The organism is Acrocarpospora macrocephala (genome assembly GCF_009687865.1).
In the GTDB taxonomy this organism is placed as follows: domain Bacteria; phylum Actinomycetota; class Actinomycetes; order Streptosporangiales; family Streptosporangiaceae; genus Acrocarpospora; species Acrocarpospora macrocephala.
Map to the genome: position 1 here is coordinate 220,190 of NZ_BLAE01000033.1, position 24,449 is coordinate 244,638.

General features: G+C 71.0%; 18 protein-coding genes. 10 read left to right on the plus strand and 8 right to left on the minus strand.

Translation table 11 applies throughout. The features are described from left to right. Position 1: 1 nt before the first annotated feature. Genes Amac_RS27425 through Amac_RS27435 form a run of 3 tightly spaced genes read left to right on the plus strand, consistent with a single transcriptional unit; the run spans position 2 to position 6,596 of the window. Positions 2-2,773 (plus strand): putative baseplate assembly protein, encoded by a 2,772-nt coding sequence (locus tag Amac_RS27425; protein WP_218041304.1) that lies wholly within the window; start codon positions 2-4, stop codon positions 2,771-2,773. Next, on the plus strand, positions 2,770-4,680 hold the full coding sequence (locus Amac_RS55330) for a phage tail protein (RefSeq protein WP_218041305.1): 1,911 nt from the start codon (positions 2,770-2,772) through the stop codon (positions 4,678-4,680). The genes Amac_RS27425 and Amac_RS55330 overlap by 4 nt, the downstream gene beginning before the upstream one ends. Beyond that, a complete protein-coding gene (locus Amac_RS27435) occupies positions 4,677-6,596 on the plus strand; it encodes a DUF6519 domain-containing protein (protein ID WP_155357289.1) in 1,920 nt (639 codons plus the stop codon). Before Amac_RS55330 ends, Amac_RS27435 begins: the two co-directional genes overlap by 4 nt. On the opposite strand, the gene Amac_RS27440 is transcribed toward Amac_RS27435, so the two are convergent. After that, the gene (locus Amac_RS27440; protein WP_218041306.1) at positions 6,593-7,024 is read right to left on the minus strand and encodes a DUF2000 domain-containing protein; all 432 of its coding nucleotides are present in this window, start codon (positions 7,022-7,024) and stop codon (positions 6,593-6,595) included. The two genes, Amac_RS27435 and Amac_RS27440, sit on opposite strands and share 4 nt — an antisense overlap. A gap of 49 nt (positions 7,025-7,073) precedes the next feature. Between Amac_RS27440 and Amac_RS27445 the strand changes: the two genes are divergently transcribed. Together Amac_RS27445 and Amac_RS27450 are read left to right on the plus strand one after the other, a co-directional pair. Beyond that, complete coding sequence (locus Amac_RS27445; protein WP_155357291.1) at positions 7,074-7,868, plus strand: helix-turn-helix transcriptional regulator; 795 nt, start codon at positions 7,074-7,076, stop codon at positions 7,866-7,868. Positions 7,869-7,984: 116 nt separating this feature from the next. After that, positions 7,985-9,433 (plus strand): RCC1-like domain-containing protein, encoded by a 1,449-nt coding sequence (locus tag Amac_RS27450; RefSeq protein WP_170322672.1) that lies wholly within the window; start codon positions 7,985-7,987, stop codon positions 9,431-9,433. A 110-nt stretch (positions 9,434-9,543) separates the two neighbouring features. On the opposite strand, the gene Amac_RS27455 is transcribed toward Amac_RS27450, so the two are convergent. Then, positions 9,544-10,083: a hypothetical protein gene (locus Amac_RS27455; protein ID WP_155357293.1), complete on the minus strand. Its 540-nt coding sequence runs from the start codon at positions 10,081-10,083 to the stop codon at positions 9,544-9,546. Positions 10,084-10,214: 131 nt separating this feature from the next. On the opposite strand from Amac_RS27455, the gene Amac_RS27460 reads away from it, so the two are divergent. Then, positions 10,215-11,018, plus strand: coding sequence for a DUF4328 domain-containing protein (locus tag Amac_RS27460; protein WP_170322673.1), 804 nt, complete (start codon positions 10,215-10,217; stop codon positions 11,016-11,018). Here Amac_RS27460 and Amac_RS27465 read toward each other — a convergent pair. The 4 genes from Amac_RS27465 to Amac_RS27480 are packed head-to-tail and all read right to left on the minus strand — an operon-like array spanning position 11,012 to position 15,602. Next, positions 11,012-11,398: a Zn-ribbon domain-containing OB-fold protein gene (locus Amac_RS27465; RefSeq protein WP_155357295.1), complete on the minus strand. Its 387-nt coding sequence runs from the start codon at positions 11,396-11,398 to the stop codon at positions 11,012-11,014. The two genes, Amac_RS27460 and Amac_RS27465, sit on opposite strands and share 7 nt — an antisense overlap. 10 nt (positions 11,399-11,408) lie before the next feature. Beyond that, positions 11,409-12,566, minus strand: coding sequence for a thiolase family protein (locus tag Amac_RS27470; protein ID WP_155357296.1), 1,158 nt, complete (start codon positions 12,564-12,566; stop codon positions 11,409-11,411). After that, positions 12,563-13,333: a crotonase/enoyl-CoA hydratase family protein gene (locus Amac_RS27475; protein ID WP_155357297.1), complete on the minus strand. Its 771-nt coding sequence runs from the start codon at positions 13,331-13,333 to the stop codon at positions 12,563-12,565. The genes Amac_RS27470 and Amac_RS27475 overlap by 4 nt, the downstream gene beginning before the upstream one ends. Beyond that, positions 13,326-15,602 (minus strand): CaiB/BaiF CoA transferase family protein, encoded by a 2,277-nt coding sequence (locus tag Amac_RS27480; protein WP_155357298.1) that lies wholly within the window; start codon positions 15,600-15,602, stop codon positions 13,326-13,328. The genes Amac_RS27475 and Amac_RS27480 overlap by 8 nt, the downstream gene beginning before the upstream one ends. Positions 15,603-15,756: 154 nt before the next feature. Between Amac_RS27480 and Amac_RS56430 the strand changes: the two genes are divergently transcribed. Together Amac_RS56430 and Amac_RS27490 are read left to right on the plus strand one after the other, a co-directional pair. Next, entirely contained in the window at positions 15,757-16,671 is a 915-nt protein-coding gene (locus Amac_RS56430; RefSeq protein WP_281356346.1) for a LysR family transcriptional regulator, read from the plus strand. 139 nt (positions 16,672-16,810) lie between these two features. After that, complete coding sequence (locus Amac_RS27490) at positions 16,811-18,193, plus strand: MFS transporter (protein ID WP_218041307.1); 1,383 nt, start codon at positions 16,811-16,813, stop codon at positions 18,191-18,193. A gap of 106 nt (positions 18,194-18,299) precedes the next feature. Here Amac_RS27490 and Amac_RS27495 read toward each other — a convergent pair whose 3' ends face one another. Beyond that, positions 18,300-19,154 carry a hypothetical protein gene (locus Amac_RS27495; RefSeq protein WP_155357301.1) on the minus strand — a complete coding sequence of 285 codons (855 nt, stop codon included), beginning with the start codon at positions 19,152-19,154 and terminating at the stop codon, positions 18,300-18,302. Between the two features lie 353 nt (positions 19,155-19,507). Here Amac_RS27495 and Amac_RS27500 point away from each other — a divergent pair, with 353 nt between their 5' ends. Then, the gene (locus Amac_RS27500; RefSeq protein WP_155357302.1) at positions 19,508-20,740 is read left to right on the plus strand and encodes an acyltransferase family protein; all 1,233 of its coding nucleotides are present in this window, start codon (positions 19,508-19,510) and stop codon (positions 20,738-20,740) included. A gap of 29 nt (positions 20,741-20,769) precedes the next feature. Here the strand turns inward: Amac_RS27500 and Amac_RS27505 are convergent, their stop codons facing one another. Further along, a complete protein-coding gene (locus Amac_RS27505; protein ID WP_155357303.1) occupies positions 20,770-21,969 on the minus strand; it encodes a substrate-binding domain-containing protein in 1,200 nt (399 codons plus the stop codon). Between the two features lie 620 nt (positions 21,970-22,589). Here Amac_RS27505 and Amac_RS27510 point away from each other — a divergent pair. After that, a partial coding sequence (locus Amac_RS27510) for a 13E12 repeat family protein (protein WP_155357304.1) occupies positions 22,590-24,449 on the plus strand: 1,860 nt, incomplete at its 3' end.

Consider the following 24,449-nt stretch of genomic DNA (forward strand, 5'->3'; position numbering starts at 1 on the left):
GATGGCCGAGGACCTGACCTACCGAGCGGGCACGCACCCGGAGATCCTCCGCCGGATGCTGGCGGAGCTCTCCGGGAGCCGCCCGCTGGCCGGGCTGACCACGCGCGCGCCGGACGATCCGGCGATCGCCCTGCTCGACGCCTGGGCCGTGATCGGCGACGTGCTCACGTTCTACCAGGAACGCATCGCGGGCGAGGGGTTCCTGCGCACCGCGACCGAGCGGCGCTCCATCCTGGAGCTGGCCAGGCTCATCGGCTACGAGCTCAACCCGGGCGTCTCGGCGACCGCCTTCCTGACCTTCCTGGTCGACGCGCCCACCGTCCTGGTGCCCGGCGGAACCCGGGTGCAGAGTGTGCCGGGTCAGGGCGAGTTGCCGCAGACCTTCGAGACCAGCGCCGACCTGGCCGCCCGGGCCGAGTGGAACCAGCTGCGGCCGCGCGCGCTCGGGCCGCAGGCGCTGGCCATCAGCGGCGGCGAGCTCTACCTCGTCGGCGGCGGGGACTCCGCGCTGGACGTCACCCAGACCTTCCCGCTCGACCTGGACCTGGCGCTGCCCGCCACGGGCACGGTCGCCGCCGCCAAGGTCGGCACCGTCTACGCCGCGGGCACCGCCACGCACCTGCGCCCCGGCGACGTCCTGCTGCTGGCCGGGCGCCGGGCGGGCGGATCGGTCACGCAGACCCTGGTCAGGACCGTACGGCGGATCGAGGCGGAGGTCGCGCTGGACCGCACGCGGATCGAGCTCGACTCCGACGCGCCGCCACCCCGCTTCCGCCCTGCCGCCTTCACCGCGCCCACCGTGCAGATCGCCAAGCAGGCGCAGACCTCGGCGAACGTGGACGACCTCGTCGTCGGGCAGACCTGGTCGGAAGGCGCGCTGTCGGCGTGGCTGTCGGTGCAGGGCTGGGACCCGGCCGGCACGCTCGGCTACATCGCCAGGGCCCACAGCCACCCCGCGCCCAAGCCCGCCGGCCCCGCCGACCCCGGCCTGTTCGCGCTGCGCGCCAGCGTGGGCTTCTTCGGGCACAACGCCCCCGCCTTCCGCAGCCTCACCGAGACCGCGCGCACCCCCTTCGACGACTGGGACGCCGGCCTGTCGATCTGGCAGAACTCGCTGAAGACCGAGACCACCTACGCCGACGCCGACTGCTTCCTCGAACGCTCCGTCCCCGGCCTCACCGCGGACGGCTGGGCCGTCTTCGAGGAACCCACCAAGCGGTTCACCGCCTTCCGCGTGCTGGGCGCGCCGGAAAGCTCCCTGGTCGGCTACAGCCTGAGCGCCAAGGCGACGGGCCTGCTGCTGGGCCGGGCCGCCGACGGCGCGCGGATCACCGACAAGCCCGAGACCGTCAAGGTCCGCAGGACCACCGCGCACGTCGGCAGCGAGCGGCTGACCCTCGCCCGGCTCCCGGTGGACGCGACGCTCGGCAGGGGCACCGCCGAGGAGCGCAGGCTCACCCTCGACCGCATGGTGCTCGACCTCACCGAGGGCCGCCCGATCGCGGTCACCGGCGAACGCGCCGATCTGCCCGGCGCCACCGTCAGCGAGATCGTCACCCTGGCCGGAGCCGAGCACGCCGGGGGGCTCACCACCCTGCTGCTGGCCGCGCCCGGGCTGACCCACCGGTACCTGCGCCCGACCGTCACGCTCGCCGCCAACGTGGTCGCCGCCACCCACGGCGAATCCGTGCGCGAGGTCGTGGGCAGCGGCGACGGCCGCCTGCCCAACCAGCGTTTCGCGCCACGCAGGCCGCCGCTCACCCACACCCCCTCCGCCGCGCCGAGCGGCGCGGACAGCTCCCTGGTGGTCCGGGTCGACGGCGTCGCCTGGCGCGAGACGCCCCGCCTGTACGGCGCCGGCCGCGCGGACGAGGTCTACCTGGTACGGCAGGCCGACGACGGATCGGTCGCCATCATCTTCGGCGACGGCGAGCAGGGCGCCCGGTTGCCCACCGGCGTGGAGAACGTGGTCGCCGCCTACCGCAGCGGCATCGGCCGGGCCGGCATGGTCCCCGCCGGATCGCTGACGCTGCTCATGACCCGGCCGCTCGGCGTGCGCGAGGTGAGCAACCCGCTGCCCGCCTCCGGCGCCGCCGATCCGGAACCGCGGGAGGAGGCCCGCCGCAACGCCCCGCTCACCGTGCTGACCATGGAACGCGTCGTGTCGCTGCGCGACGCCGAGGATTTCTGCCGCGCCTTCGCCGGCGTCGGCAAGTGCGGCGCGACCGCGCTGACCCGGCGCGGCTCGCCGTGGATCCACCTGACCGTCGCCGCGTCCGCGCCCAAGCCCGGCGGCGCCCTGGCCGATCACCGGACCGGGCCGGACTCCCCGCTGCGCGTGAACCTCGCGGCCGCGCTGTCCGCGGTCGCCGAGCCGTCCCTGCGGCTGCGCCTGGACACCTACCAACCGCTGTACTTCAACCTGAGCGCCCGCCTGCTGGCCGACCCGCGCCGCGTCCACGCCGAGGTCGAGGCGGCGGTGCGGGCGGCGCTGACCGCCGCCTTCTCCTTCGAGCGGCGCTCCTTCGGACAGCCGGTCACCACCACCGAGGTCATCACGACCATCCAGCGCACCCCTGGCGTGATCTTCGTCGATCTGGACGCCCTGCACCACTTCGACCGGCCGCCCTCGCTCCCGCCCGGCGACCTGCTGGCCGCCGAGACGGTGGCGTGGGCGCAGGAGGAGGCGGAGCCGTCGGGGCTGGCCCAGCTGCTCCTGGTCAACCCGCTGGGCATCACCCTGGCCCCGATACCGCAGGAGAGCCTGACATGAGCGAGCTGTACGACCTGCTGCCCGCGCTCTACCGGCTGCGCGACCGCGAGCGGGGCGAGCCGCTGCGGGCGCTGCTGGCCGTGATCGAGCGCGAGGTCAGGGCGGTCGAGGCCGACATCGGCAGGCTGTACGACGACTGGTTCATCGAAACCTGCCAGGAGCGGCTGGTGCCGTACCTGGGGGACCTGCTCGGCGTGCGCGGGCTGCTCCCGCCCGACGACGGGACCTTCAGCACCCGCGGCTATGTGGCCAACACGCTGGGCTATCGCCGCCGCAAGGGCACCGCCGCGGTGCTGGAACAGCTCGCCCGCGACCTGACCGGCTGGCCCGCCGAGGCGGTGGAGTACTTCGAGCTGCTGGCGGCCACCCAGCACGTCAACCACCCCAGGCCGCACGCGCGGGCCACCGCCGACCTGCGCAGCGCCTACGCGCTCGAGAAACAGCAGAACCTCGCGCACACCGCCGAGGTGCGGCACATCGACAGCGGCCGCGGCAGGTACGGCCTGGCCAACGTCGGCCTGATCCTGCACCGGGTGCAGGCCTACCCGCTGACCGGGGTCAGCGCGCGGCAGGTCGACGCCACCCGCTTCACCCTCGACCCGCTGGGCGGCGACCTCGCTCTGCACGGCCTGTCCAGACTCGCCCTCCACCACGACCTGGAGTCGCGCTACGGCGACGCCGCCGACCCGGCGGACGTGGTGGTGATCGTGGGCGGGTCGGTGGTGCCCCGGGGCTCGATCGTGGTGTGCGCCCTGGCGGACTCCGCGGGCGGCTGGGCGCATCAGGCGCCCCCCGGCAAGGTCGCGCTCGACCCGCTGCTCGGGCGCGTCGCCTTCGCCACCCCTCCGGCCGCCCCGGTGACCTCGTCCTTCCGGTACGGCGCCACCGGCGACCTGGGCGGCGGCCCCTACGACAAGCGCCCCTGGCTGGCCCCCCACCTCGACGGCGTCACCTGGCAGGCCGGGGTGACCGCCGCCCCGCCGGCCGATGAGCCGCGCATCAAGGCGACCCTCGCCGACGCCGTCAAGGACTGGAACCAGCAGCCGCCCGGCACCCGCGGCGTGATCGTGCTGATGGACAGCCGCACCCTGACCGAGGACCTGAAGAACCAGGCGACCCGCATCCGGGTGCCCAGAGGCAGCACGCTCGTGATCGTCTCCGGCGGCTGGCCGGTGGAGGAGGGCGGCGAGCGCAGGCCGGGGCGGGTCGCGCCGCGGCTGGTCCGCGCGCACCTGCGCGGGCGGATCGAGGGGGTCGGCGAGGGCGCGCTGGCCTTCGTCGGCGTGCTGTTCGAGGGCAGCCTGGTGATCAAGGCCGGCGGGATCCGGATGCTGCACCTGGCGCACTGCACGCTCTCCCCTGCGTCCACCGTGCTGACCTGCGAGGACAACCCCGGCCTGGCGGTGAGGCTGGAGCGCACGATCGCCGGGCGCCTCGACCCGGGGACCGCGCCGCTCGCGCTCACCGAGTGCCTGATCCACGGCGACCTGACCGCCCGCGACCTGACCGTCGACAGCAGCACCGTCCTCGGGGCGACGACCGCCAGGACCCTGGAGGCGACCAGCTCGATCTTCACCGGGAAGGTCACCGTCGAGCGGCGCCAGGTGGGATGTGTCAGGTTCAGCGCCCTGCCCGCCACGTCGACGTCCCCCCGGCGCTTCCGCTGCGTGGATGATCGGGCGCCGGTGTTCGTCTCGGCCGCCTTCGGCCATCCCGGCTCCGCCGTCCTGGCGGTCGCCTGCCCGGCGGCGATCGCCGAGGGCGGCGAGGGCGAGACCGAGATGGGCGTCTGGCGCTTCACTCAGGTGCCCCGGAGGCTTCGCAACCTGCGGCTGGCCTTCGACGAGTATCTCCGCTTCGGCCTGGAAGCGGGCATCTTCTTCGCCCCGATGGGAGGAGCGCGGTGAAGGGTGACTTCAGCCGGTCGACGTACCGCCCGGCCAACCACTACAGCGGGGTCCGCCTCCAGCAGGGCCGGGTCCTGCTGGACGCCGAGTGGAACGAGCAGGCCGACCTGGCCCAGCACGCCGGCCGGACGGCGAACGCCGACGTGGTGGGCAGGTGCGGCACGCCGAAAGGCGAGGGCGGCTTCCTGGTCACGGTCGAGGCGGGCGCCAAGGACCTGCGGATCGCGCCGGGGCGCTGCTACGTGGACGGCATCCTGTGCGAGAACGAAGCGAGCACCCGCTACACCGAGCAGCCCGATCTGCCCGGCCCTCCGCTGCCGGCCGCCGACGGCCAGTACGCGGTCTACCTGGACGTGTGGGAGCGCCACCTCACCGCGGTCGACCAGTACGGCGCGAGCTTCCCGCCGATGGCGGAGAGCGCGCTCGGCGGCCCCGACACCGCGACCCGCACCCGCGTGGTGTGGCAGGTACGGCTGGCGCCGGTCGCCGCCAGGTCCTGCGCCGCCTTCGAACCCCCGGCGGCCCCGACCGGGCGGCTGCGCGCCCAGGAGGTCAAGGTACCGGCGGGCGGCGGCGACTGCCTGGTGCCCGCCGGGGGCGGCTACCGGCGGCTGGAGAACCAGCTCTACCGGGTCGAGGTCCACGATCCCGCGGCCGAGCCGGTGGTCAAGTGGTCGCGCGACAACGGCAGCGTCGTCTCCCGCGTGCTGGCCGTCGACACCGCCACGCTCACCATCGTCGTCGAGGACGCGGGCCGTGATGACGTGCTCGGCTTCGCCGCCGCCCGCTGGGTCGAGCTGAGCGACGAGGAGCGGGCGCTGAACGGGCAGAGCGGCGCGCTGTTCGAGGTGAGCAGGGTGAGCGGCGCGTCGATCACCGTCACGAACCCCGACGGGCTGAGCCTGGCCACCGGCGCCAACCCGACCCTGCGCCGGTGGGACGGCCGCCTCGCCCTGACCGCGGGCACCCCCACCGAGGTGGAGGACGGCGTCCAGGTCGAGATCGACGGCGGCGGCTTCGCCGCGGGGGATCACTGGCTGATCCCCGCCCGTACCGCCACCGGCAAGGTCGAGTGGCCACGTGACGCGGGCGGCGCCCCGGTCTTCGAGACCCGCCATGGCACGGCGCACCACTACTGCGCGCTGGCCGTCGTCTCCGTCACCGGCGGCATGTTCGACGCTGCGCCGCTGGACTGCCGCCCGCAGTTCCCGCCGCTCACCGCGATCACCGCCGCCGACGTCTCCTACGACCCGGCCGCCTGCCAGAACCTGGCCGGGGCCACCACCGTGCAGCAGGCGATCGACCTGCTGTGCGGCACGCGCGGCGAGGACCGGGCGATCCGGGTCAAGGGGGTGTCCTTCCTCAGCGGCGCGCCGCTGGTCAACGACTCCTTCGTGGAGCCCGAGCAGCTCGCCGGCGGCATCAGGATCGCCTGCGACGAGCGGCTCTTCCAGGACAGCGTCCGCAACAAGAACGGCCGCGTGAACCCGGTCTGCGTGGTCACGGTCGACCTGCCCTGGCCTGCCAACAACGTGGACCGCGACCTGTGGCGGGTGCGCGGGTCGTCGATCATCGGCTTCACCCCGCTGACCCTGGCCGCCGACGTCAACGCCGACAACAACGAGATCTTCTGGGTGCCGTCCGCGCAACCGGCCACGCCGGTGCGGCAGTGGATCGCGGAGGCGCTGCTGCAGACGGTGCAGGCGCAGACGCATGGGCAGGTCAACCAGCTGCTGTGCAGGCTGACGCTGAAGGGCGGCTACATCTGGGGTCCCAGGGAGGAGCCGGTGATGTTCCTGGACGGCGACGCGTTCGGCCTGCCGGGCGGCGACCACGTCGAGACCAGGTTCCCGTCGGGCGACGGCAGGGCGGGCGGCGACTTCCACATGTGGTTCTGGCTCGGCCGCCCCGACTAAGGATGCATCTGCGCGCCTTTGCTCACGCGGTCCACCGCGTTGCGAGGGCCGTACACGGCGATCCCGACGAGATCGAGGGCGCTGGTCCTGACCGCGCGGACCGCCGCGCGGTTGTCGCGGTCATGGCCGGTGGCGAACAGGTCGGAGGTGAAGACGGCCAGCGGGAGATCGCGGGTGAGGGCCCTGCTGTGGGCTGTGGACAGCTGTTCCTTGGATGCCTCGAACACGAGCACCGGCTGCCGGAACATCGGCAGGTAGGTGCTGTCGTCGGCATCGCGATAGGGCTCGCCGATCACCTCGGGTACGGCGGAGCCCAGCCCGCTGACCAGGAAGGTCGCCACGTTCAGCCGCTGCCACACCAGAAGGTCGTCCCGGAGCAGGACGGCGATCTTGGTGTCGAAGCGGACGGTCTCAGGTCGTTGTTCCATGGGTGGACGCTGCCGGACTCGCCCGCGACCGGTCTTGTACGATCCTGGCATGGCGGCCGAACGCGAGCTCGTCAAAGCGTGGCGGCCGGCGGTCAGCGGGATCGCGGAGGTCCTGCACGCGCGATTCACCGAGCACGCCTATCCCATGCACGTCCACGACTCCTGGACGGTGCTGATCATCGACGACGGCGCGGTCCGCTACGACCTGGACCGGCATGAGCATGCCGCGCTGAGCAAGCTGGTGACGCTGCTTCCGCCGTACGTGCCGCACAACGGGCGGGCCGCCGATGCGCACGGCTTCCGGAAGCGGGTGCTCTACCTCGACCGAGCCGAACTCGGCGAGGAGCTGATCGGTCCCGCGGTCGACCATCCGGCTGTCGTGGATCCGGAGCTGCGCCGCTCCATCGATCGACTGCACGGCGCGCTGATCTCTCCCGGTGACGAAATGGAGGCCGAAAGCAGGCTGGTCCTCATTCGGGAACGATTGCTCCATCACCTCTCGCGCGTGCGGTGCGATGATCCGCCTGATCCCCGGCTCGCGCGCCGGCTGCGCGAACTGCTGGATTCGCGGGTGCGCGACGGCATTTCGCTCGACGAGGCCGCCCGGCTGCTGGGCCGCCACCCGACGCACCTGATTCGTGCGTTCAGCCGGGAATTCGCGATGGCTCCCCATCAGTACCTGATCTCGCGCCGCGTGGATCGGGCGCGTCACCTGCTGCTTCAGGGCCTACCGGCGAGCACCGTGGCGGTGGAGGCCGGTTTCTACGACCAGCCGCACCTGACCCGGCATTTCAAGCGAATCCTCGGTGTCAGCCCCGCCCGCTATGTGACCGGCAGAACGTGAATTGCCGGTGACACGGCATGGAACGGAATGTCACGCCTTATGGAGGTCCTTCGTACCTGCATAGGGGAATATGTGAGATGGGATCAATACGGCGTTTTGGATTCGCCATAGTGGCGATGTCGGCGTTCGTGCCGGTGGCGGCGCCCGCGGAGGCGAGCGGCTCCGCGGTCACGTCATCGCATGCGGTGGCCTGGGGCTGGAACAAGCACGGCCAGCTCGGCGACGGCACGACCACGATCGCGCAGACCACGTTCGTGGAGGTGGGGGCGCTTCCGCAGCGGTTCACCAGGGCCGCCGCGGGGCAGACGCACAGCCTGGCCATCGCGGCCGACCGTACCGTCTGGGCCTGGGGGCGCAACAGCTCCGGGCAGCTCGGCGACGGCACGACGTCCCCGCGGCTGACTCCGGGACAGGTGCCGGGGCTATCGGACGTCCGCGAGGTCGAGGCGGGCGCGGGCTACAGCCTGGCGCTGCGCGCCGACGGCTCGGTGTGGGCCTGGGGCGACAACGACAGGGGGCAGGTGGGTCAGCTCAACACCGGGAACGATCAGCTGACACCGGTGATGGTGCCCGGGCTGTCGAACATCGTGGACATCGAGGCCGGCATGGCGCACAACCTGGCGGTCAAGTCGGACGGCACGGTCTGGGTCTGGGGTGAGAACGACCTCGGCCAGCTCGGCAACGGCACCTACGGGAATTTCATGCCGAATCCGCGGGCGGTGCCCGGATTGAAGGGGATCATCGGCGCCGCCGGCGGCGAGGGGCACAGCCTGGCGCTGCGCTCCGACGGCACGATCTGGGCCTGGGGCGACAATGTGGCCGGGCAGCTGGGCGATCACACCACGACCAGGCGCCTGCGGCCGGTGCTCGTGCCGGGATCCAGCGGGTTCACCCAGGTGGCCGCGGGTGCGGATCACAGCCTCGCGCTGCGCTGGGACAGCTCGGTGTGGTCCTGGGGGGCCAACTGGGCCGGGCAGCTGGGGACCGGCGACCTGATCGACCGCCCCTATATGGACCGGGCGCACATCGGCGGTGTCAGCCGGATTGACGCCGGTGGAGCCTTCAGCCTCGCCCGGCAGGAACCTGGCAGAGTGTGGGCCTGGGGTGCCAACGGGCTCGGCCAGCTGGGCGACGGCACCCAGATCGACCGTGCCGGACCTGTCCGGGTGTTCGGGCTGGACAGTGCCCTGGACATCGCCGCCGGCGCCGCGTCCAGCCACGCGCTCGCCATCCGGGCCGTGCCGCCGCCCGCCCCGCCTCAGGTCCAGATCGACCTCGACGCGGAAGGCGGCAGTCTGCCCGCCGGCGGCTCGCTGATCGTCAACGTGGGAACCACGGCGATCAACAGCTCCACCAAGATCCAGATGTCCGTCACCGGCCTGCCGTATGGGGTGACCGCGACGTTCAACCCGAGCGTGCTGATGAGCGGGGGAGCGTCCACGCTTACCCTGACGGCTAGCCCGCAAGCGTTCACCGGCTGGTTCACGATCACCATCATCGCCACCGCGCCCGGGCACACGGCTTCGGCTACGTACGAGGTGAACGTCACCGATCCGATCGAGTGACGCGGCCGCGCCTGTGCCACGTCGCGCCACTCCATCTCACGCCCTTGTAGGAAGGGCTTGCCGCGGGCCGACTCGTGGATTCGGGTGATCACCTCATCGGAGCAGAGAGCTCAGCCAGTGGAAGCGGCGGTCTTGGTCACATAAGTGACGAAGACCAGGCTGGTTGTGCCGAGCCGGCCGGTGACCTCCCAGCAGCCTTCCGTCGGGAAGTAGAGGCCGCTGGCCTGGAAGCCGGTCGGCTCGTAGCCGACGGGTACATCGGCGCGCAGGTTCGGGGCCGGGCCGTCGAGGCGGCGGCCGGTGATGCCCAACTTGCCGGGGACGCCGCGCCACCAGCCGAACTTCATCCGGATCGAGCCGTCCTGCTCGACGAAGTCCGGCCCGGCCTCGATCACGCCCTTCGGCCAGAGACCGCCCACCGCTAGCGTGCCGTCGCCGTGCGAGCGTTCCCAGCCGAAAAGCGCCTCCTCGGGGATCGACGAAGGTCCCTTGGCGGGGAGCGTCACCGGGCAGTTCTCCGGGCCGGGGCGCACCTGCGCGGCGGCGGTGGCGGTGGCCGCGGGGTCCGGCTCTTGCGCGGCGGAGCTCGTACACCCGGTCGCGGACAGGACGGCGGCGGCGATCACGGCCGGGATCTTCTTGGGGCTCATGTCCCACTTACACCGGCCGCCCGCGCCGGGTTCCATCCCACTTGGTTTGGCCTTCGAAATAAATGTTCCGGCGGCCGGGGATTCCGATGGTAGTTTTATGCGCTCTTTATCTCCGGAATCCCGAGGTTCGCATGTTTCCCCCTCCCCCGGCACCGGTCAGGCCCGCGCGCGGCCTGGCGGTGACCGTGACCGTCGTGATCCTGATCAACCTGATGGTCGAGACGATCGCCGCCGTGGTCAGCCTGCAGCGCGTCTCGATCATCACTGACGTGATCGAGAACCCGCTGAGCATCGACCTGCAGGCCGTTGACGACAACGACACCTTGTACGGCGCCACCGGCCTGCTCCAGACGGCCACCTTCCTGATCGCCGGCGTCTGCTACTGGATCTGGCTGTTCCGGGTCCGCGCCAACGCCGAGGCGCTGGCACCGATGGTGCCGCAGCGGCGCGCCCGGCCCTGGCTGATCTTCGGGTGGTTCGTGCCGATCGTGTCGTTCTGGTTCCCCAAGCAGATCATCGATGACATCTGGACGGCCTCCGACCCGCAGCAGCGCCGGCCCGGCGGGCTGGCGATGACATGGTGGATCGTCTGGTTGCTGTCGGTCTTCGGGTCGAACCTCGTGGGCCGGCTGCTGCTCAGGGGTGAGGAGCTGGAGGAGCTGCGGACCGCCGCCGAGCTGGAGGTCGTGCTGTTCCCGCTGACGCTGGTGGCGGGAACGCTGGCCTTCGTGGTGGTCAACAAGATCACCGCCCTGCAGTCCCAGCCGCGCCCCGCCCCGATGTACCCCGGTCCGCAGTATCCCGGCCAGCAGTACCCGGGCTCGCAATACCCCGGCCAGCAATACCCCAACCCGCAGTACCCCGGCCAGCAATACCCCAGCCAGCAATACCCCGGCGAGCAGTACCCGCAGCAGACGCCGCCGAGCCCTTACTGAGTGCTTGCGGGGGTGAAGACGGGGACGGCCTCGCCTCCCTCTGGCTGTTCGAAGGCGACGCGCACGCGCAGGTCGGACAGATCCTCCGGCAGGTCCCCGGTGAGCTGGAGCTGCATCCAGGGCCCCTCGTCGAGCTCGACGATCCCGACCGTGACGGTCGGCAGGCCCTTGGTGTGCACGACGGCCCAGGTCACCACCGTCCCCGTCCCGGCGGCCGGAGTCCACGACAACGCGGGCGAGGCACAGTGCGGGCACGTACGAGCCTGCGGCGCGGCCCAGCCGCCACAGCCGTCGCAACGGCGGATCAGCAGATCACCACGCGCGGCGCCGTCGAAGAACTCGGCGGTGGCCGCGTCGCGCTGAACGATTCCCACGGGCATCGGCGGGCTCCTATCGCGGATTCGGGCTGAGGACGAGGGTCGAGTGGTGATCCAGCAGGCCGCCGTTGCCGCTGACCAGCACCAGATCGTGGCGCGGGGCCTGGCGCTCGCCACCCTGGCCGCGGGCCTGGATGACGGCCTCGGACAGCGGCGTCATGCCCCACATGTAGTAGGAGGACAGCTGGCCGCCGCCGGTGTTGACCGCCAGCCGTCCCTCCGGACCGAGCGCGCCGCTGGCCGCGAAGGGACCGCCTTCGCCCTTGGCACAGAAGCCGTAATCCTCCAGCGAGAGGAGCGCGGTGAAGGTGTAGCAGTCGTACAGCTCGGCGACGTCGATGTCGGCGATGGTCACGCCGGCCATCTTCAGCGCCGCCGGGCCGGAGATCGCCGCGCCGCTGACCAGGCCGAGCTCGCTGCCGGGACCCATGACGTAACCGGGGTGGGCCTGACCCCAGCCGAGAATGTGCACGGCCGGCTGGGACAGGTCGGCGCCGCGCTCGGCGGAGGTGACGATGACCGCGACGCCGCCGTTGCTGACCAGGCAGCAGTCCAGCAGGTGGAAGGGCTCGGCGATCCACCGGGAGTTCTGGTGGTCGGCCAGCGTGATCGGGTCACGCATCTGCGCCAGCGGGTTCCTCACCGCCCAGGCCCGCTGGGCGACCGCAATGTGGCCGAGCTGCTCGCTGGTGGTGCCGTATGTCCGCATGTGGCGGCGGGCGGCGAGGGCGTACATCGTGTTCGCGCTGTAGATGCCGGAGGCGGCGGCCAGGCCCTGCCAGCCGGTGGGCCTCCTGCCGGCGCCCGCGTAGGCGGCCCCCGCTCCGGACGACGGATCCTTCAGGGGGGCGTCGGCGAAAACGCAGGCCACCACGTCGGCCATGCCGGAGCCGACGGCCATGGCGGCGTACTGGACCATGGCGCCGGCGGAGGAGCCGTACGCCTGGATCTCCGACAGCAGCCGCAGGTCGCGCAGGCCCAGGTCCCGCTGGAGGCCCAGGCCGACGTCGCCGCTGATGCCGGTGTTGGTCAGCAGCCCGTCGATGTCGGGCACGGCCAAGCCCGCGTCGGCGGCGGCCATCCGGACCGCGTCGGCGGCGAACTCCGCCGCGGTGCGCCCGTAGACCTTGCCCATCTCGGTGATGCCGAGACCGGCGATGACGGCGCTCATCGGCCCTCCCACACGGGGGCGCGTTTCTCGGCGAACGCGCGCGGCCCCTCCTTCGCGTCGGCCGACTTCATGATCAGCTCCGCCTCGGCGGTTGACCGGGCCCAGGCGGCATCCTCGGAGAACCCGCGCGCGATCCGCTTGCTGGCCTGCACCGACAGCGGCGCGTTGGCGCAGATGCGCCCGGCCAGTTCAAGCGCCGCCGGCACCACCTGGTCCGGCGGCACGACCCGGTTGATCAGGCCGAGCCGGAGCGCCTCGGCGGCGGGGACGGGGTCGCCGGTGAGCAGGATCTCCATGGCGACCTTGGCCGGCAACTGCCGTACCAGCCGGAACGCGCCGCCCGCGCCCGCGATGATGCCGCGCTTCACCTCCGGCAGCCCGAAGCTGGCCGTCTCGGCGGCCACCACCAGGTCGGCCCACAGGGCGATCTCGGTGCCGCCGCCGAGGGCGAACCCGTTGACGGCGGCGATGACAGGCTTACTGATCGGATGCGTGACACATCCGGCGAATCCCCAGTGGGGTTTCATCCCCTCTGTGGTGAATTCGCCCCGGGCCACCTCCTTCAGGTCCGCGCCGGCGCAGAAGGCCTTGTCCCCGGACCCGGTCAGCACGACCGCCCGGATCGAGGGATCCGCGTCGGCCTCGTCGAGGGCCGTTCCGACGGCCCGGGTCAGCGCCGCGTTGACGGCGTTGCGGGCCTCGGGGCGATTCAAGGTGATCAGCATGACGTGGTCACGGCGCTCGGCGAGCGCGGCGGGCTCACTCATGATCGGCTCCTTCCAGTACACCGGCCTCGATCAAGGCCTGGATCTCCGGTTTCGCCAGACCGAGCAGCCTGGCGGCCACCGCCCGGGTGTGCTCCCCCGCCAGGGGAGCCGGGCGTAGTTCGGGGTCGGCCACCCCGCGGAACGTGGCGGGCCCGTTCTCGGTGCGCACCACATGCCCGATGTACGGCTGGCGCATCTCCCGCAGGAACCCGCGCGCGACGAGCTGCGGATCGTCCAGGTACTCGATGACCCGCTGCATCATCCCGGCCGGCACCCCGGCGGCCTGCAGAACCGCCATACACTCGCGCGGCGGTCGGACCGAAGTCCACGCGGCGACATCCGCGGACCCGACGACCTCACGCAGACGGCGCCGCTGGTCGTCGGTCTCGGCCGCGACGACGATCCACTCGTCGTCACCGGCGCACGGGAAGATCCCCTGGAACAGGTCCCCCGGGTCGGTGAACGAGCCGGGCGCCAGGGACTCGTGCAGGAAGTTCGTGGAGAACTGGGTGAGGATCGTCTCGGCCTGCGCGACGCTGACCGTGCCGCCCTTCCCGGTACGGCGCCGCTCGATCAGCGCCGCCAGCACGCCCACCGCGCCCACCCGGGCGGCGACGTGGTCGGGGTAGATCGTGATGGCGTCGCAGAACCCCGCCTCGACCTCGTGGTCCCGCCACAGCATGGTCAGCCCGGTCGACGCGCGGACGAGCGGGCCGTACCCCATTCTCCTGCTCCACGGCCCGGTCGAGCCGAGGGCGCTGCTGTCGGCCATGACGATGCGCGGGTTCAGCGCGCTGAGGACGTCGTAGCCGATGCCGAGGGACTCCAGCGTGCCCGGCTTGAAGTTGGACAGGACGACGTCGGACTCGGCGGCCAGCCGTTTGAAGAGGGCCAGCCCTTCGGGGGATCGCAGGTTGATCCCGGCGCTGAGCTTGTTGCGGTGCCCCCAGGTGAAGCTGACGCTGATGGTCTCCCCGGTGAGCGACTGGCGGCTGCCGTCGGGGTAGGCCTGGCTCTCGATCTTTATGACCTCGGCGCCCTGGTCGGCCAGGAGCCGCCCGAGTTCGGCGCCGACCACGATCACGCCCAGGTCGAGCACCCGCAGCCCGTCGAGGGGGCGGCGTTTCGGCGGGGCCGGCCGCTTTGCGGGCGGGGCGGGCCTGGTCTCCGCGAACACCTCCGCGTTGTGCTCCCCCACCTCAGGGGCCGGGCGCCTGGGCCCGGCGCGTACCCCGTTGACCTCGACGTACCCGGACGGCAGCCGCCCGGCCAGCCCCGGGGCGACCATCATGTCGACGAAACCGCCGCGCGCCAGGAAATGCGGGCTGGTCAGCACCTCGCCCGGGTCGAGCAGGGCCGCGATCGGCACCCCGCGCTCCTGGCCCTGGGCGATCAGCTCCTCACGCGCCTGGTCCCTGAACAGCTCGCCGATCAGCACGTGCAGCCGCTCGGAGGCGCCGAACCTGGCGGCCAGGTTGTCGTATTTCGGGTCGGCGAACTCCGCGGGCTCGCCGAGCCAGCCGAACATGCCGCGCCATTGGCGTCTGGCCAGCACGCAGATCCGGACGTACCCATCGGCGCAGGGGAAGATCGGGTACAGGTTGCCCGCCGCGGGGCGTCCGCGCGGCAGGGCGGTGGCCGGCACGCCGCCGGTGGCCGAGCCGCCGATGCCGAAGCCGGGGTCGATGACCTGCGCGGTCATCTCGTACACCGAGCAGTCGACGTGGTCACCCACCCCGGTGTCGAGCCGGTTGTAGTACGCCACCAGCGCCGCCCACGCGGCCTGCACGGCCGCCGACTCGTACGCCAGCGGCCCCGGCGGCAGCACCGGCGCTCGCCCGGGAATACCCGACCGGGACAGCACCCCGCCCAAGGCCAGATGAACCCCATCGGTGCCGACCCAGTCCCGGTACGGCCCGGTCTGCCCGAAATCAGTGATCGACACCACGACCAGGGCCGGGTTCCGGTCGAGCAGCGCCGGCACGTCGAGGACGCCCGGCCGTTCGGTCTCGATCAGGATGTCCGCCCCGGCCGCCAAATCGAGCAGCCGGGGATCGTCCAGCGCCAGGGTGACCCCGCGCTTGCCGGCGTTGTGGGTCGCGAAATACAGGCTCACTCCGCCGTGCAGAGGCGCCCGCTTCCGGGTCGGCGCCCCGCCGGGCGGCTCGACCCTGATCACGTCGGCCCCCAGGTCGGCGAGGAACCGGCCGCACATCTCGGCCTTGCCGTCGGCCAGGTCGACGACCCGGACACCGGTGAGGGGAAGCATGGTTGATCACCCCAATGCGGGAGATTTCCAGGTGGATGACGAGAGAATGTCACGCCGATTTCGCTCTGAACACGTCCAAATCCGCAACGTAGTCGTTGCCGGATCCGCAACATCCGCCTTGACGTGCGGCGACGCCCGTCCCAGACTCCCCGCTATGGACGTGCAGCAACTCCGGTGTTTCGTCGCCGTCGCCGAGGAACTGCATTTCGGCCGGGCCGCCGAACGGCTGCACCTCACGCCCTCACCGGTCAGCCGCGCCGTCCGCGACCTCGAACGCGAATTCGGCGTCGCCCTGTTCGTGCGCCGCTACCACCAGGTCGAGCTGACCACCGACGGCCGGGCCCTGCTCGACCCCGTCCGCGACGTCCTGCTCCGCGTCGACGGCCTCAAAGCCCTGGTCAGCGCCCCGCCGGCGGCCCGCCGCGTGGTGCACGTGGGCGGCACCCACCTGTCCCCGCCCGCGGTGATGGACCGCCTCCTGGCGGTCACCGAGCAGCGTTTCCCCGGCCACGACATCGAGGTGACCACGGCGCCGTCCGCCGAGCTGCTACCCGGCCTCGAACGCGGCGAGCTCGACCTGGCCCTCGTGCACCTGCCGCTCGACCGCCCCGACCTGGACAGCCTGGTCGTGGCCCGCTACACGTTCTGCGTGGTCACCCGCGCCGACGACCCGCTGGCCGGCCGGGACGAGCTGAGCCTGCGCGACCTCACCGACCGCACCATGACGATCGGCCCGTCCGGCGTGCAGCCGACCGCGATGAACCGCCACATAGAACGGCTGAAGAACGCCGGGATCACCTCGATCCACCGCATGCCCGACCACGACTCGGCGCTGCTGGCCGCCCACATCCGCCGCAGCCACGGCCTCACCCTGACCCTGCACCCCCGCCAGGGCGGCAGCTCCCGCGTCTTCGACGACCCGGCCTTCGCGGTCGTGCCGCTGCGCGACGACCTGGAGTTCCTGCTGGGCGTGGCCTGGTCGCGCCACCGGGCCGGCCATGACGACGTCGTCGGCGAGCTGGTGGGGACCGTACGGCAGGAGTGGGCCGGGCACCCGCTCACGCTCTGACACGTTGCGTTTCCGCGCACGTGCACATGTGCCGATGCGCGATGGTCAACATCGGCGCGGGCCGCCTACGTTCAGCGCACCACCTCAGCCTGAGCCTCGTGAGGACCCCGCGAGCCGGCTCATCCTGTGCAAGGAGCCGATGATGTCTCACACCCCCCTTGACTCGTCCGTCTCGGCCGCTTCCATCAACGCCCGCATCGACGCGATGCCGAAGGTCGGCCTCAGCCGCGCCGCCTGGTTCGCGCTCATGCTCTGCTTCTTCTTCGCCAACTACGACATCTCCGTCCTCACCATCACCCTGCCCGCGATGCGGGACGAGTTCGGCCTGGCCGGGGCCGAACTGGGCTACCCCATCACCTGGAACCTCGTCGGCTACTGCGTCGGGGCCTACCTGTTCGGCCACATCGCCGACCGGCACGGCCGCCAGCGGGGCCTCCTGCTGACCATCGCCGCGCTCGGCGCCGGTGGCCTGCTCACCGCGTTCTCGTGGGACGTGTGGTCGCTGACGTTCTTCCGGTTCCTCACCGGCTGCGGGATGGGGGCGGTGCTGGCGCTGTGCTCGGCGTACATCGGCGAGATGGCGTCGAAGCACCAGCGCGGCGGCTATTTGTCCCGCCTCTACACCGTCGGCACCGTCCTGCTCCTGCTGGTCGGCTTCGCCTCCTTGCCGGTGCTGTCGGCCTTCGCCGGCGGCTGGCGCTGGCTGCTGGCCTTCGGCGCGCTGGTCCTGCTGGTGCTGCCGCTGGTCAATCGCCGGGCCCTGGTCGAGTCGCCGCGCTGGCTGGTCACGGTGGGCCGCGCCGGGGAGGCCGATCAGATCGTGCGCGACATGGAGTCCCGCGTCGGCCTGCCGCCGGGCGGGGCCGCCGTGCCCGCCGAGGCCCCCGTCGAGCAGGCGACCACGGCGGACGAGGGACGCGTCCCGGCCCGCGCCCTGTTCAAGGCGCCGTACCTGTCCCGCATGCTCATCGTGCTGGGCTTCTGGTTCATCTTCTATCTCGCCATGTACGGCTACGCGAGCTACCTCCCGCTGATCCTGGAAGGCATCGGCATCTCCACCTCCGACGCGGTCCTGGTCAGCGTGCTGACCCGGGCGATGCCACTCATCTCGGGGGTCGCGGCCGTGCTCCTGGTGGAACGCATGGAACGCCGCACCATGGTCGTCATCGGCACCCTCGTGTTCGCCGCCGCACTCCTGCTGATCAGCCTCGACCTCGGCGAGACCGTGGCGACGATCGGCGCGCTGTTCAGCTCCTTCGGCATCGCGTTCATGGCAACCCCGGCGTACACCTACACCGCCGAAATCTTCCCCACCCGCGCCCGCGGCACCGCCTCCGCCATCGCCGACGGCGTCGGCCACCTCGGCGGCGCCGTGACCCCGTTCGTGGTCCTGCCGATCCTCACCACCTACGGCGCCCGCCCGGCGTCATTCGTGATGGTGGCCCTGCTGCTGATCGCAGCCGCAATCATCCGACTCGGCGTACGCACCCGCGACCGGGCCCTGGCCGAGATCGCCACCTGACCGCACCGGCCCATCCGCATGACATGGACGCCCGAGTGGCGGCCCGACCGATGCCCGGTGGGCCGCCGACCGGTTGTTCTGATCGAGGCGTGTGCGGTGTTCTGAGTCACTCCGGCGGCGCCAGCCGGAGCACGTGACGATAGGCGACGTCGTCCAGATCCCCCTGAAGCAGCGGGTTCCCGATCGGCGGATCGCAGCCCACGATGAGATGCACGCTCGCGGGAGGCCCGTCCGCGTAGCGGAACATCAGGCGGTAGGAAAGCCCCGAGCCGCCCTGGCAACCGTGGTCGGTCGGCCAGGAGTCCTGTGCGTTCAGGGCCGCGGCGAGACTACGGGCCTCAGCCGCGCCATGCTCCCGCATAGCGGCCGGCTTCGTGCCGCTCGCGCTCCGGCACACCACTACGGAGGCGGGCTCGCCGGGAACCATGTGCTCCCCCTGCCCTCGCCTGCCGCCGTCCCCTTGGCAGGGATCCTCGGGCCTGATCAGCTTCCAGGCACCGGTCCGGTACGCGGCCGTGATCGACCTTCCGACGTAGGACCGGCTGCCCGCCGTACCGTTGGTCGTGACCACGCAGGCGTTGACCTCTTCTGCCGTGCCGACCCACAGGGCGAAGCCGCCGGGGTAGTCGAACCGGATGAGGTAGTTGGTCATGGGCCCGCCCATGAGCGTGCAGAGCCCGGACCTGTCGGAGATCGGCAGATAGGCCAGGTCCCTGGCCATCGCCCCGGCCCCACCCACCAGGACGCGGGAACCGGCCAGCCGCTCCCGGCCCGGCCGGGTGTTGTCGCCCGGGTAGGCGCAAATCGTCGCCGCGACCGGGATGCCCGGCACCAGGAACTCGTCAACGCCGTCGAATTTCGCCGCAGCCGGAACCCAGCCACCGGGTTCGCGTCCGCCCCACTGCTGGGGGCATTCGGAGCGAACGGTCCGAGGGGGCGGCGCCGAGGCTGAGGTCAGCACAGCCCCAGAACACAACGCAACAGCAAGCCCGGCCAGGAGAAGGCGTTTCACACCCATGCAGACGTTTACTCGGCACGACTGGTTCGCAAGGCCCCGGGCTGGGCTGGGGACATTTTGGTGATGCGGCATTCCCGGACGTGACCGCCGGAAAGCGCGCTGCGACAGGATGAGGAGACGTTACTGGGCGGCGCGCAGCTGGGCCGGAGTCAGGGGCTTGACGGGGGTGGCGGACGTGGCGGAGGCCAGCACGAGAGCGCCTAAGATCACGGAGGGCATGAAACGGCGTCCTGGATCTGGTCCAGGGCGCCGGGAAACCCCAGACTGAGCTTGTCAGGCACGACGGGGGAGGCAGGATGGCGGAGGCGCACATCGACGTGGCTCACGTGCCGCAGCCCGAGCGGCGGACCGAACTGGACGCGATTCGCGCGCTCGTCGTGGTCGGGCTGGTGTTCTTCCATTCGGCGCTGGTGTTCGACACACGCGACGACTACTACGTGAAGAACGCCGAGACCACCGACGCGACCATGATCGTGGCGGGTCTTGGCATGGTGTGGGCGATGCCGACGCTCTTCCTCGTCGCCGGTCTCGGCTCGTGGTACTCGCTGCGCCGTCGCGGCCCTGGCGGGTTCGCGACGGAGCGGCTGCTGCGGCTCGGGGTCCCGCTGGTCTTCGCGACGCTCACGATCATCCCGGTGCCGCAGTGGCTCCGGCTGCGGGCCGACCCGGCGTACCACGAGTCGTACCTGCAGTTCCTGCCGCGATTCTTCGACATTCATCTGGATTTATCCGACTTCCCGTTCATCGTGGCGGGCGAGCACTTCGAGACCGGGCACCTGTGGTTCGTGGAGATGCTGCTCGCGTACGCGCTGCTGCTCGCCCTGGCGCTCCGCTGGCTCCCCCGCGACCTCGGCCACCGGATCCGCGACGGGCTGGCCGTCAGCATGCGGCGGCGCGGCGCGGTGCTGCTGCTGCCGGGCATCCCGATCGCGCTGATCACCGCCCTGCACGGCATGGAGGAGGCCTTCGCGGGCTGGAGCCGCTGGGCATACCTGCTCTTCTTCCTGTACGGCTTCGTGCTCGCCGCCGACGACCGATTCCGGACGGCGATGCGCCGCGACGCGACCCTCGCCCTCGTGGCCGGCCTGGTCTTCTTCTCCATCGGCACGCCAGGCTTCCTGGCCATGAGCGGGACGCCGGGCGCGGATCCCCTCACCGACATGACCGCGCTCGCGATCGGCAGCCGCGTCCTGTTCGGCGCGGCAGGATGGTGCTGCGTGGTCGCGATCCTGGGCCTGCTCGACCGCCGCCGATCGGCACGGAATTCCACGCCGGACGCTGAACCGCGTCCGCGAGGCGGCCTGGGGACGCGGCTGTACGGCTACCTCGCCGCCGCCGTCCTGCCGCTGTACATCCTGCACCAGCCGATCGTCGTCAGCGTCGCGTACGGCGTGATCCGCTGGGACGCTCCGATGGTGCTCAAGTACCTCGCGATCGTCACGGCCTCACTCACCCTGACCGTCGCCGCGTACGACCTGCTGGTCCGCCGCACCCGGCCGACCCGGTTCCTGTTCGGCATGCGCAACTGACCGAGAACGGTACGACGAGGCGGCGGCGGTCATGGCGGGGCGGGCGCTACGTCGCCGGCTAGGCCCCCCGTGTGCAGTGCGCTCGGGAAGGTCTTCCCCGCGACTCGGGATCCGGGCACGGCCGACGATGCGTTGCCGATCGGATGGATGGTCGTAGGTACCATTGTCGCGACCTCGACGCGATCCCCTGCGCGTAGCTTGAGGAGGGTGCTTACCGCGAGTTCCGCCACCTGCCGAGATCCCTGAACGACCGTGGCGCGGAAGGCGGTACCGCCGGAGTCGATGGTGGCGACGGCTTCCCTGGTCGCATCCACTCCGACCACGACGAGGTCTCCAGGGCCATTGCCGGCGGCGGCTCGCCTCTGAATCGTGTCGACAGCGCCCAGCGCCATCTCGTCGTTGGTGCAAAATATCGCGTGGACTGTTCCGCCTTCGATACCGACCCGGTCCAGGTGCTGATCGACGATCTCGCTCGATCTCTTGCGGTCGTACATGGCCTGATCGTTGACGGTTATCTGGGCGGATGGAAACGCCGCCTGGAAGCGGGCGACGAAGGCGTTCTGCCGGTCCGGATGCTCCGTGCTCGCAATGACGAGGACGCCCGGTGAGCCGATTCCTCGATCACCGATGGCCTTAACCAGCCACTTTGCTGCCTTGTCGCCGATCTCGGCTGAGTCGCAGCCCACAAACGCCACGTTCGACGGGTATTCCCGGGCATGGTCAAAGGGCGACGAGTCGATGAAGACGATCGGGATTTTCACGTCCCGGCAGAAGCTCTCGAAATCCGCGCGAGTAGCCGTACGGTCGGCGGCCATCACGAACCCACCGACAAAGGACTGCGATTTTCTTCTGATCCCGGCGAGTTGCTGAACCTGGCCATGCCCAGAATACTCGTACGGCGGGATCTTCAGGACCAGGTCGATACCGTTACGTTCGAGCGATCTGATGAGGTTCTCAAGCAGTTCGGCCACCCAGTGTTTCTGAGCGAAGGCTGAGACGAGAATGAAGGCCTGAAGCCGTCCGCGGTTGCGATAGCGGGCGAAGGCGAATGCCGTCCCGGCAACGGTCGCCGTCGAGGAGATGATGAGCCAGAAGGGGACCGACGATGTGAGCGAGGGCAACGCCATGGCCGAGTAAATGCCGCCACCAACAGCGAGGATCAGACCGCTGACCAACGCTATCAAAAGGTCTCTCAAGAGCCTTGCCCGGTCACTCGTGACGGTGCTCACCGTGCCACCTCCAGGAGCGTCCAGCCGTTAGGCATCACCGCCACGGATAACAGATCTCATTTTAGAGGGCGGCGGCAAGCCTCGCACTCTCATGCCACGATGTTTGTGGAGTTGCTCGCCCGTTCAGCTTTCGCGCTTCAGTTTGCGCCAGCCGCCGGCCTGATTGTTGGCGATAATCTGTCTGAACATGGCAGTGACGATGGCACCATCGTAGGAGCGGATCCAGGGCTGAAGGAGTTCTCAGATCGTGAGACCGAGAGTGATCAGCGGGTTGTGAAAGTCGTCGCGGGCCCAGTGGGTTCGTCGGCGATGTTGGTGAAGTTGAGCAGGCCCAGCGCGCCGATCGCGTAGCCGCGCATGATCGCGAGGATCGATGGAGCTGAGGCGGTCCGGATCTTGCACCGGTCGTTCTTCGCGGGTTGAGGGTCCGCGGGTTGGTGTCCTGCTCCTGATCGGGCATGGCGGCTGGCTCTTCGGCTGGCGGCAGGTTGGTTGGTAGATCTTTTCACCGGCAGCGTGACCTGCGGTTTTGTCGCGGATCTGGGCCAGGTTTTGTCGTAGCTGCTGGATAGCGTGGGGGTGGTTGTTCGGATCCGCCGGAGCGAAAGGGGGGCGCCTTCATGCTCGGTTCTCCGATCGATGTGCGGGATCCCTCCCGTGCCGGGGGCGTCGGCGGACGCGAGTTGCCCGCGTTCCTGAAGGGCACGGTGCTGGACCCTGACTACGTCCCGCCCCAGCGTTCCGCCGACGACGCCCACAGCGACGCGGACGGCGATGCAGGGCAGCAGAACACTCCGCAGCAGAACACACGGCAGCAGTTCCTCCACGACCGCTCCACCGACTCTGGTCGTCCCACCGATCCTGGTCGCTCCACCGACCCTGGCCGCTCGGCTGACGCCGGCCGCTCGGCGGGGGCGGAGGTCTCGGGCGAGTCGGTGGGTTCGGGGGTGCTGGTGGCCGAATTCCGGCAGCTCGCCTCCCGGATTGCGATGACCGACCTGCCCGACAGCGCCGGGTTGTGCGTGGGCGAGACCGAAGACCTGCTGTTCTCCCAGGACCGGCTGAGCTCGGCGATCGCCGCCCGGGTGGGACGCGTCCACGCCACCGGTGAGGCCAAAAGTGCCGGCAGCGGCGGGCACGCCTCCACCGGTACCTGGCTACGCGCCTCAGCAGGGATGACCGGCGGAGGCGCCTCCCGCCTGATCCGGCTGGCCACCCAGCTGGCCCGCCTGCCCCTGGTCCGGGACCGGTTCGCCTCCGGCACGCTGGCCGAAGGATCAGCCGACGCGATCAGCCAGGTCACCACCCACCTCAACGACGCCCAGGCCGCCCTGGCCGAGCCGATCCTGCTGGACCTAGCCGACAACGCCTCCCCAGCCGAAATCCTCAAAGCCGGACGATACCTGCGAGAGCTACTGGACCCCGGCACCCTGGAGGATGACGCCGAAACCGACCACGCCACCCGTTCCCTGCTCGTGCGCCCGTCCAGCACCGGCGGCCTGGAAGGGGAATTCCGGCTGCCCCGGGAGGCCGGCGCCCGCCTGCGCGAGTTCCTCACCGCCTACGCCCGGCCGAAAGGCAAAGACGACGACCGCCCACTCCGGGTCCGCCAGGCCGACGCCCTGTCAGCCCTGCTGAGCAAAAAGGTCACCACCGAACTGCTGGTCCTGGTCCGCGCCGAATCCCTCCCCACCGACCACCCTGCACACGACCACCCCACACAGGACCACCCCACCACCGACCACACCACCGGCCATCCCACCACCGGCCATCCCACGCATGACGCCGACCCCACCCATGCGGCGTCCGGCACGTCCACCATGCCCGCCACGGGGGCGCCGCCAACGCAGAGCACAGCCGGACACGCCGACACCGCCGCGGCCGACACCGCCAACGCCGACACCACTGGCTCCAGCGATACCCGGCCCGGGACACCTCCGGCCGGTGACGGCTCGACCTGCCGCGCGGCCGGTCCCCGCCACACTGAAGGAACGGCTTCAGCCGGAGCGGGTACAGGCAGCACGGGCACGGGTTGGGCCGGGGCGGGTGCTGGCAGCGCGAGCACCGGTTGGGCCGGGGCAGGTACAGGCAGCACGGACACAAATTCAGCCGTAACGAGTACCGGCAGCACGAGCACGGGTTCAGCCGGAGCCGGTGCCGACAGCACGAGCACCGGTTCAGCCGGAGCCGGTGCCGACAGCACGAGCACCGGTTCAGCCGGAACGGGCCCCAGCAGCACGAGCACCGGTTCAGCCGGGACAGGTGCCGACAGCGCGGGCACGGGTGAGGGGCCGGTGGGGGATGCGTGCAGGACCTGTGGGCATGCGCCGGACCGGTTGGCGCCCGGGCTGCTGATCGCCACCGGGCAGCTGCTGCCCATCTCCGACGTCCACCGGCTCGCCCGCACCTCACGACTGGTCCGCCTGGTGGTCGACGCCCAGGGCCAGGTCCTGGACATGGGCCGCGCGGTTCGCCTGGCC

What these genes read in the sequence shown, in the direction of transcription:
- Amac_RS27425 (WP_218041304.1), top strand. Translation starts at nt 2, where the DNA reads ATGGCCGAGGACCTGACCTACCGAGCGGGCACGCACCCGGAGATCCTC.
- Amac_RS55330 (WP_218041305.1), top strand. Translation starts at nt 2,770, where the DNA reads ATGAGCGAGCTGTACGACCTGCTGCCCGCGCTCTACCGGCTGCGCGAC.
- Amac_RS27440 (WP_218041306.1), bottom strand. Translation starts at nt 7,024, where the DNA reads ATGGAACAACGACCTGAGACCGTCCGCTTCGACACCAAGATCGCCGTC.
- Amac_RS27445 (WP_155357291.1), top strand. Translation starts at nt 7,074, where the DNA reads ATGGCGGCCGAACGCGAGCTCGTCAAAGCGTGGCGGCCGGCGGTCAGC.
- Amac_RS27450 (WP_170322672.1), top strand. Translation starts at nt 7,985, where the DNA reads ATGTCGGCGTTCGTGCCGGTGGCGGCGCCCGCGGAGGCGAGCGGCTCC.
- Amac_RS27455 (WP_155357293.1), bottom strand. Translation starts at nt 10,083, where the DNA reads ATGAGCCCCAAGAAGATCCCGGCCGTGATCGCCGCCGCCGTCCTGTCC.
- Amac_RS27460 (WP_170322673.1), top strand. Translation starts at nt 10,215, where the DNA reads ATGTTTCCCCCTCCCCCGGCACCGGTCAGGCCCGCGCGCGGCCTGGCG.
- Amac_RS27465 (WP_155357295.1), bottom strand. Translation starts at nt 11,398, where the DNA reads ATGCCCGTGGGAATCGTTCAGCGCGACGCGGCCACCGCCGAGTTCTTC.
- Amac_RS27470 (WP_155357296.1), bottom strand. Translation starts at nt 12,566, where the DNA reads ATGAGCGCCGTCATCGCCGGTCTCGGCATCACCGAGATGGGCAAGGTC.
- Amac_RS27475 (WP_155357297.1), bottom strand. Translation starts at nt 13,333, where the DNA reads ATGAGTGAGCCCGCCGCGCTCGCCGAGCGCCGTGACCACGTCATGCTG.
- Amac_RS27480 (WP_155357298.1), bottom strand. Translation starts at nt 15,602, where the DNA reads ATGCTTCCCCTCACCGGTGTCCGGGTCGTCGACCTGGCCGACGGCAAG.
- Amac_RS56430 (WP_281356346.1), top strand. Translation starts at nt 15,757, where the DNA reads ATGGACGTGCAGCAACTCCGGTGTTTCGTCGCCGTCGCCGAGGAACTG.
- Amac_RS27490 (WP_218041307.1), top strand. Translation starts at nt 16,811, where the DNA reads ATGATGTCTCACACCCCCCTTGACTCGTCCGTCTCGGCCGCTTCCATC.
- Amac_RS27500 (WP_155357302.1), top strand. Translation starts at nt 19,508, where the DNA reads ATGGCGGAGGCGCACATCGACGTGGCTCACGTGCCGCAGCCCGAGCGG.